The sequence below is a fragment of the Marinobacter algicola DG893 genome (genome assembly GCF_000170835.1).
GTDB classification, from domain to species: Bacteria; Pseudomonadota; Gammaproteobacteria; order Pseudomonadales; family Oleiphilaceae; genus Marinobacter; species Marinobacter algicola.
Genome location: NZ_ABCP01000038.1, coordinates 24,503 through 32,912, shown reverse-complemented (window position 1 = coordinate 32,912; position 8,410 = coordinate 24,503). Strand labels below are relative to the sequence as shown.

Annotated in this window: 8 protein-coding genes; 6 read left to right on the top strand and 2 right to left on the bottom strand. The window is 56.6% G+C overall.

Going from position 1 to position 8,410, the window contains the following annotated elements:
- The first annotated feature begins 100 nt into the window (after positions 1–100).
- Entirely contained in the window at positions 101–592 is a 492-nt protein-coding gene (locus MDG893_RS16860) for a dihydrofolate reductase (protein ID WP_007155030.1), read from the top strand.
- A 17-nt stretch (positions 593–609) separates the two neighbouring features.
- Here MDG893_RS16860 and MDG893_RS16855 read toward each other — a convergent pair whose 3' ends face one another.
- Positions 610–2,121 carry a DEAD/DEAH box helicase gene (locus tag MDG893_RS16855; protein ID WP_007155029.1) on the bottom strand — a complete coding sequence of 504 codons (1,512 nt, stop codon included), beginning with the start codon at positions 2,119–2,121 and terminating at the stop codon, positions 610–612.
- Positions 2,122–2,319: 198 nt separating this feature from the next.
- Between MDG893_RS16855 and MDG893_RS16850 the strand changes: the two genes are divergently transcribed.
- On the top strand, positions 2,320–3,108 hold the full coding sequence (locus MDG893_RS16850) for an acyl-CoA thioesterase (protein ID WP_007155028.1): 789 nt from the start codon (positions 2,320–2,322) through the stop codon (positions 3,106–3,108).
- Positions 3,109–3,226: 118 nt separating this feature from the next.
- Here MDG893_RS16850 and paaX read toward each other — a convergent pair whose 3' ends face one another.
- A complete protein-coding gene (gene paaX / locus MDG893_RS16845; RefSeq protein ID WP_007155027.1) occupies positions 3,227–4,195 on the bottom strand; it encodes a phenylacetic acid degradation operon negative regulatory protein PaaX in 969 nt (322 codons plus the stop codon).
- A gap of 278 nt (positions 4,196–4,473) precedes the next feature.
- Here paaX and MDG893_RS16840 point away from each other — a divergent pair, with 278 nt between their 5' ends.
- The 4 genes from MDG893_RS16840 (at position 4,474) to MDG893_RS16825 (ending at position 8,346) form a co-directional block, all read left to right on the top strand.
- Entirely contained in the window at positions 4,474–5,628 is a 1,155-nt protein-coding gene (locus MDG893_RS16840) for an ABC transporter substrate-binding protein (RefSeq protein ID WP_040474718.1), read from the top strand.
- A gap of 80 nt (positions 5,629–5,708) precedes the next feature.
- Positions 5,709–6,584 (top strand): branched-chain amino acid ABC transporter permease, encoded by an 876-nt coding sequence (locus MDG893_RS16835; protein WP_007155025.1) that lies wholly within the window; start codon positions 5,709–5,711, stop codon positions 6,582–6,584.
- Complete coding sequence (locus tag MDG893_RS16830) at positions 6,584–7,591, top strand: branched-chain amino acid ABC transporter permease (RefSeq protein WP_007155024.1); 1,008 nt, start codon at positions 6,584–6,586, stop codon at positions 7,589–7,591. The genes MDG893_RS16835 and MDG893_RS16830 overlap by 1 nt, the downstream gene beginning before the upstream one ends.
- Positions 7,588–8,346, top strand: coding sequence for an ABC transporter ATP-binding protein (locus tag MDG893_RS16825; RefSeq protein ID WP_007155023.1), 759 nt, complete (start codon positions 7,588–7,590; stop codon positions 8,344–8,346). The genes MDG893_RS16830 and MDG893_RS16825 overlap by 4 nt, the downstream gene beginning before the upstream one ends.
- Positions 8,347–8,410: the final 64 nt, after the last annotated feature.

The following is an 8,410-nucleotide window of genomic DNA, read 5'->3' as shown; positions in this document are numbered from 1 at the left end:
CGCTCATCTCCGCCCTTACACAGCCCCCTAAACCTGAGGCAACAGAACGAGAACTCCGAACGAAAAGGAAAAACCGGTGAGAAAAGCCCTGATAGTAGCCATGTCCCGCAACCGGGTCATCGGCCGAAACAATAAGCTACCGTGGTATTTGCCAGGCGACCTCAGGTACTTCAAACAGGCCACCATGGGAAAGCCCATCATCATGGGTCGGAAAACCTGGGACTCCATCGGCAGGCCGTTACCCGGACGGATGAACGTGGTGATTTCACGGAACCCGGAATGGGAAGCGCCCGCTGGAACGGTGGCGGCAGAATCGTTGGAAGACGCATTGGTCAAAGCCGAAGCTCAGGCCGAAATTGAAGGCGGGGACGAAGTGATGATCATCGGTGGTGGCCAGATCTACGCCGAAGTATTGCCGATGGTAGATCGGATTTATATCACCCAGGTACACGCCGAGGTCGACGGGGATGCCTTTTTTCCGGAAGTGAACTGGGAAGAGTGGGAAGAGCTCGGACGGGAGGATTTCTCCGCGTCCGATAACAACCCTTACGACTACAGCTTCGTCGTCTACCAGCGCCCAAGTCAGCCTTGAGCGCCTAAGTCAGCAGATCAGCCCTGGCGGGGTGGGCGCTTACCTGACGGCTTGCCACCCTTGCCGGGAGGCTTGCCCTTCGGGCCTGGGCCGCCGCGACCCTTGGGGCCCTTCTTGAAGCCGGGTTTGAATCCTGGCTTACCGCCCGGACGGCCACCTTTGCGGTCACGACGTGGCGGTGCGGTGGCAGAAACCACCGGCAGCGCTTCCGGCTGTTCCAGGGGCAGTGAGCCCGGCTGGGATGCCTCCAGATAGCAAGCCAGCGCACCGGCAACCATGGCAATGTCCATGTCGTTGCGTTCGGCAATTTCATCGAGCAACGCCATGGCTTTGCCCAGCTTTCCATCTTCAGCAAAACCCAGGAGCTGTGATTCAAACTGCTCTTCCCGCATCTTCTTCAGAGCATTGGGCGAGGGCAGTTCATAGGATTCCATTGGCGAGTTGGTGGCGCGCTCAAGCGTGCGCAACCAGCTTCGCTCCCGAGGCGTGACCAGCAGAATCGCCTTGCCTTCACGACCGGCACGGCCGGTGCGGCCAACCCGGTGAATGTAGGCTTCGGTGTCGTAAGGCACGTCGTAGTTGATGACGTGAGTGATGCGGGGGACATCAAGGCCGCGGGCCGCAACGTCGGTTGCCACGATGATGTCTTTCTTGCCGCGCTTGAGATCTTCCACTGTCTGCTCGCGTTGGCGCTGGTTCAGGTCGCCATTCAGTGGCGCTACCGCATGGCCACGTGCCGACAGTTTTTCCGCCAGTAGTGTGGTTTCCGCCTTGGTGCGAACGAAGATGATGGTTCCGTCTACCGGTTCCACTTCCAGGATGCGGGTCAGGGCATCCAGTTTGCGTTCGGCATAGACCGGCAGAACAAACTGGGAAATGCGCTCAACCGTGCGGGTCTCGCTTTCGATTTTCACTTCCGTAGCGTCGCGCAGATAGGTCTGGGCGACCTTCTTGATCTGCGGCGGCATGGTCGCGGAGAACAGCGCGCGTTGGCAGTTGTCCGGGGTCTTTGCCAGGATCGCTTCCACGTCGTCGATGAAGCCCATGCGCAGCATTTCGTCGGCTTCGTCCAGTACCAGAGCCTTGAGGCTGTCCAGTTTAAGCGTGCCCTTGCGGAGGTGGTCCAGCATTCGGCCAGGGGTGCCCACGATCACCTGGGCGCCGCGGCGCAGGCCCTTGATCTGAGGGAAAAAGTCCTGGCCGCCATAGATAGGCAGGACGTGAAAGTTGCGGAACTTGCTGGCATAGGTGGTGAACGCCTCGGCCACCTGGATGGCCAGTTCCCGCGTGGGTGCCAGAACGAGGATCTGCGGCGCCATCACAGACGCGTCTATCCGGCTCAGTAACGGCAGCGCAAAGGCGGCGGTTTTACCGGTACCTGTCTGGGCGACACCCAGTAAGTGCTTACCAGCCAACAGCGCAGGGATCGTCTGGGCCTGTATGGGAGAAGGCTTTTCATAGCCAACGGCGGCAACTGCTTCGAGGACAGCTGGATCCAGGCCGAGGTCGGCAAAAGACAATTCAGACATTAATTTACTCAGAATTCGGAGGGTAGGGCATTGCATTGCAATGCGTGTTATGGCGGGGATTATAACTGGTTTGTCGTGTCTTTAACACGGCTAATGCTGGTAGTGCAGTAGGTAGTTGCCGGCGATGACGGTTGCGTTGCGGGTAGATCTTCGGCAATCTCCGGGTTGTTTCGAATAGGATGCTAACGAGGCGGGCGCATGAATTTTGATGAGTTGATGAAGAGTGGGGCCAACGGTAAAGATCTGGTTGTCCCTTCAAGCTGGGGCCAAGGACGTGCCTCTTTTGGTGGGGTGGTTGCAGCCCTGGTATTTGACCGAATGGCCAGTGTTGTCGCCCCCGGCCGCCCCATGCGTTCAATGCAGGTGTCCTTTGTGGGGCCAGTAACACCGGATGAGCCGGCGACAGTCGAGGCTGAAATTCTGCGGGAAGGTAAGGCCGTCAGTCAGGTTTTGGGCCGCATTGTCCAGGGCGGAGAGTCGAAGTTGGTGGCGCTGGCGAGTTTTGGAAGCGATCGGGAGTCTGACGTTTCGGTCGATGCTGCACCAGCGCCTGAGGCGAAGCCGGTGGAGCAGTGCCACGGCCTGGATTTCATTGAAGGTGTTACGCCGGAGTTCATTCAGCATATTGAGATGCGCTGGGCGTTTGGCAATCTTCCGTTTAGTGGCAAAGGTGGTCGAGAGCTTGGCGGCTGGATGCAGTTCCGTCAAACGCCAGAAACGTTTTCAGATGCCCACATTGTGGCGCTTGTTGACGCGTGGCCGCCCGCCGTTTTGCCGTATGTGAAGCAGCGGGTGAAAACGAGCTCCTTAAGCTGGGCTCTTGACATCATGCATCCCAGGCCAGTTCTGGAGCCTGGGGACTGGTTATTGTACAAGGCGAAGATTGATAAGGCTGAAGCGGGATACGGCCATACCCAGGCCGGCATCTGGACCGCGAGCGGAGAGCTCGTGGCGCTGAGTCGGCAGACGGTAACGGTATTTGGGTAGAGGAGTATTCTATTCGGGTTCTGAGTTTAGCCCTGCGTTTGCAGGACTGAACTCGGGGAGTGGCGTTAGGTGGCTGTTGTCACGTGACATTGCTATGTGACTGCATTGCCGGTAGTGCCTATGACATTTCTCGTTCCGTTGTGAAATCGGTCTTGCTGGCGACATCTCTCAGGCCACCGAAACGCCGATAAAACTTCTCCCCGGGCCCCGGCAGAGGGCCGGAAGCGTTTTCCAGAGTTTCGTCCAGCCACTGTTCTGCCCGGACATAGATCTGGCGATACAGGTTTCGGCAGAGTTGCTTGGCGCTGCGGCCTTCCCAATCACCCGGTAGCAGTTCATCGGGCAGGATGGGATCCCGAAGCAGAATTTTTCGGTATTCGTGTATGAGCAGAATGCGGACGGTCAGGCATTCCTCGGGGCTGAGGGTGTCATCGGACTGCAGTTCGCGCCAAAGTGGGCGAAACTGACTCAGGAAGCGCCGATACCGACCGCCGAGTTCCTCCAGGTTCCAGCTTTCACGAACTTGCAGTCTCAGCGCTCTCGGGCTCTTTTGCTCCATTGGCACCGTCTGCATGACGATGGTGTCCTCCAGGGCGCCCCACTCCTGAAGCATCGGCACCAGCTCGCTGCGGGTGAACCTGGGGTGCTCCATCAGGCCGGGTGCCATGCTGCCAAAGCTGAGCCACTTCAGTTCGTCCCGAACTTTCTGGCGAAGCTCTGGAGATAGCTGGTTCAGATACACGAGACACCAGCTCCCGCTCCATTCCTCTGTTTCCAGGTTGTAGACGTGTTGAAACGCCTGCTCGAATCGGCGCAGCCCGGGGCCTGTCAGGCTGTAGTAACTGCAGCGCCCGACTTTCTCCGTTTGCAGCCAGGACTCCTGGACCAGGCGATAAACCGAGGTTCGAACCAGCCGTTGGCTGATGCCCATGGGTTCCACCAGTTTCATCAGGCTGCCAAGCCAGACGTTGCCTCCGCGAGGAACGATGGCGTCGCCGTAGATTGTGCTGATAAGAGAGCCGGCGCGCAGTGGCCGCTTCTTCTGGAAGTTGCTGACAAGTAGTTCGAGCTGGCTTTTCGCAGTCATGGACTTAGGTTCGCAAAATAGAATCAATGAAACACGTTGGACGTATTATGCGGGTCTTGCGTGTCAGGTAAAGGTTTGTCTCTCTGGATGCGCTGCTGGCGCATTTTATATGCGTCGACTTTGGCTCAGTGGGCATGGTGAGACTCCGTAAAATCAGTTGACACTGGCATTATGATACAATAAGTTCATTAAATATTCGCATGTGGTATCGAATTATATCGAGAGCGAAGAAATAAAAATACACTCAAGCCCCTGCACAATTCGGGAGAACAAGAACAATGCTTAAAACAATGATGCGCCGCGCAGGACAATGCGCAGTGGTTGCTGCTGCATGCCTCATGATGAGTGCGCAGGCAGCTGAGCCAATCAAAATCGGGTCGTTCCTGTCAGTCACAGGGCCGGCATCCTTCCTTGGCGACCCCGAGCTGAAAACGCTCGAGATGTACGTCGAAAAAATCAATGAAGAAGGCGGTGTCCTCGGGCGTCAACTGGAACTGATCCACTACGACGACGTTGGCAATGCTTCCTCTGCCCGCAACTTTGCCAGCCGTCTGATCCGTTCGGATCGAGTGGATATCATTGTGGGCGGCAGTACCACCGGCGCCACCATGGCTGCGGTCCCGCTGATTGAACAGGCACAGGTTCCCTTTATCTCTCTGGCAGGTGCGGTTGTTATTACCACGCCTGTGAAGAAGTGGGTATTCAAAACCCCTCAGTCTGACCGCATGGCGGCAGAACGTATCCTGGCGGATATGAAAGACCGTGGAATTACCAAGATTGGTCTCATTTCCGGCACAGGTGGTTTTGGTAGTTCCGGCCGCACCCAGACTCTGGAAGTGGCAGAGCAGATGGGTATGGATGTGGTGGCAGATGTCACCTACAGCGGATCTGATACGGATATGACCGCACAGCTGACTAATATTCGTAACACGAAAGGCGTGGAAGCCGTCCTCAACTTTGGTTTTGGTCAGGGGCCCGCTATCGTCACCCGAAACTATGTCCAGTTGGGCATGGAGCTTCCGTTCTATCAATCTCACGGTGTCGCGTCTGACAGCTTCCTTGAGCTGGCGGGTTCGTCAGCCGAAGGTCTTCGCCTGCCGGCGTCTCCTCTGTTGGTTCCGGACTCATTGCCGCAAGAAGACCCCCAGAAAGAAGTGGTTCAGAACTACAAGGCTGAATATGAGGCTCGTTGGGACTCCAAGGTTTCAACTTTTGGCGCCTACGCCTATGACGGGCTGATGCTGGCCGTTCGTGCCATTGAAAAGGCAGGCTCTACCGATCCTGAGGCGGTGCGCGGTGCTCTGGAAAATATTCAGGGTTATGTCGGGGTGACCGGTGAGTTCAACATGTCGCCGGACGACCACAATGGCCTTGATGCCGACTCCTTCCGCATTTTGGAAGTCCAGAACGGCGAATGGAAACTGATCGACTGAACTCCCTTTTCACCTGTCTCGCGGCTGGCGGCTGTCCTTTTGGACGGGTCGCCAGCTGATGTTCGACCGGAACCACCGCTATGCTCGCAGAATTCTTACAGTACCTGTTCACCGGGATTACTATCGGTGCGACTTACGCCCTGATAGCCCTCGGTTTTACCCTGATTTATAACGCCAGCCACGTCATCAATTTTGCCCAGGGCGAGTTTTTGATGATTGGTGGTATGGCGACCGTTTCCCTGACAGCCATGGGAGTGCCCATGGTGATTGCAGTTGTGCTGGCGGTCATTCTGGCAGGTGTGCTGGGTATTGCCCTTCAGCGCTTCGCCATCGCACCGGCCAAACAGGCCGATGTAGTAACTCTGATTATCATCACCATCGGTGCATCCATTTTCATCCGGGGCATTGCTCAGGTTGTCTGGGGCAAGGAGTACCACGTGATGCAGAATTTCAGTACGGACCAGCCTATCCAGGTCTTTGGCGCAGTGCTGAACAGCCAAAGCCTGTGGGTTCTTGGTATTGGCGCGGTCATGGTGGTGGCCCTGGTGCTGTTTTTTACCAAGACCCTGATCGGTAAAGCGATTCTTGCGACATCCATGAACAAGGAGGCGGCGCGCCTGGTGGGGATCCGTACCCAGATGGTGCTCATGCTGGCGTTTATGGTGTCTGCGCTGCTGGGCTCGGTGGCTGGCATTGTGGTTGCCCCGATTACCTTCACGTCCTATGACATTGGCATCATTCTCGGCCTGAAAGGCTTTGTTGCTGCGGCTATCGGCGGTCTCGGCAGCGGTGTCGGTGCAGTTGTTGGTGGCCTTGCGCTCGGTATTGTTGAAGCCATGGCGGCCGGTTACATCTCGTCTGACTACAAGGACGCCGTAGCGTTTTCCATGATTCTGCTGGTGCTTTTCTTTATGCCCAGAGGATTGTTCGGTGCCAAAGTAGTGGAGCGCGTCTGATGTTGAACCGGTTTATGCAGTCGCGCCTGCGGGGTCTGGTAATCCTCGCACTGATCCTGATTATTCTTCCGGCTTTTCTGGGCAACCCGTTTCACTATGAACTTGTCATCCAGATGGCCATTATCGCTGCTACGGTTGTCGGCCTGAACCTGTTGGTGGGCTTTGCCGGCCAGATCAGTCTCGGTCATGCCGGGTTTTTTGGCCTGGGTGCTTACTTCACGGGTATTGCGACCGGGACTTACGGCTGGTCTTCATTGCCCGCGCTGGTGGTAGGGGCTGTCGTAGTCGGCACTATTGCCTGGCTGGTCGGGCGCCCGATCCTGCGCCTGAAAGGGCATTACCTGTCTATGGCAACTCTCGCAGTGGGCTTCATTATAGCCATCATTCTGAACAACGAACGTGCCATTACCGGCGGCCCGGACGGAATGCCGGTTCCTGCCCTGGATCTGTTCGGCTGGGAGCTAAGTACGTTTGGTCGATATTCGTTGTTTGGTATCGAGATTTCTGGTGTTCAGGCGTGGTATATCCTGGCCAGCGTGGTTCTTCTGGCGGCAGTCTGGTTTGCCCTGAATCTCATTGAATCACCTATCGGAAGAGCCTTGCGCTCCGTGCACGGCTCGGAAGTGGCTGCCAGTGTGGTGGGAGTCGATACAGCAAAGTACAAAAGCCTTGTGTTTGTGATTTCCGCCATCTATGCAAGTGTGATGGGAGGGCTTTACGCTCACTTCCAGGGCTTTATCACTCCGGCCGTAGCCAGCTTCGAATTTTCTATTCTCTTTATCACCATGGTCGTCCTTGGCGGTATGGGCTCCACATTCGGCGTGATTCTGGGCGCCGTGGTGTTGAAACTGTTGCCCCAGGTTCTGGCGGACTTCCAGGAGCTCGAAACCGTCATGTTCGGCCTGATCCTGATGCTGACCATGATTTTTATGCCCAAGGGGCTACTTCCGACCCTGACCGCTGCTGTTTCCAAAAGAATGCGCAAGAAAGCGGGAGGTGAGGCATGACAGCTCTGGTTGAAGTGAAAGGGTTGGATAAGGCCTTTGGTGGTGTGCATGCGGTTGAAGGGGTCAGTTTCGCCGTAGAAGCCGGGCAGGTCTATTCTGTCATTGGTCCGAACGGCGCCGGCAAGACCACGCTGTTCAATATGATCACCGGCCTCTACACCCCCACAAAAGGTGAGATCCTGCTCAACGGTGAAAGCACCGCGAAGCTTGAACCGAACCAGCTTGCGGAACGGGGCATGTGCCGGACCTTTCAGCAGATGCAGATCTGCATGAATATGACCGCCATCGAGAACGTGATGCTGGGTCGGCATCTTCAGCTCAGGAGTAGCTTGTTTACCACGTTGTTCCGGTTGCCGTCTCTGCGTCGCAATGAGACTGACGCCCGTAAACGCGCCGCCGATCTTATGGAATACGTTGGTTGCGGTGAATATCTGGATACGGAAGCCTCCGCCATGTCCTACGGCGCGCTCAAGCGGCTCGAAATTGCACGGGCCCTGGCAGCCGAACCAAAGGTCATACTTCTGGATGAGCCGGCGGCGGGCCTGAATGCCACGGAAACCTCGGCGCTGGAGGCGTTGATCCGGAAAATTGCTGACCAGGGCATAACCGTGATGTTGGTTGAGCACGATATGAAACTGGTGATGGGGATATCCGACCGGTTGCTGGTGCTGAACTATGGTCGCGTTCTGGCCGAGGGTGCCCCCGAAGAAGTCCGTCAGAACCCGGACGTTATTGCCGCCTATCTGGGTGGCTGAGCAAGGAGACATTTCACATGAGCGAGCAACACACTGAAATGGCGCCTGCCCAGCCAAGCAGTGA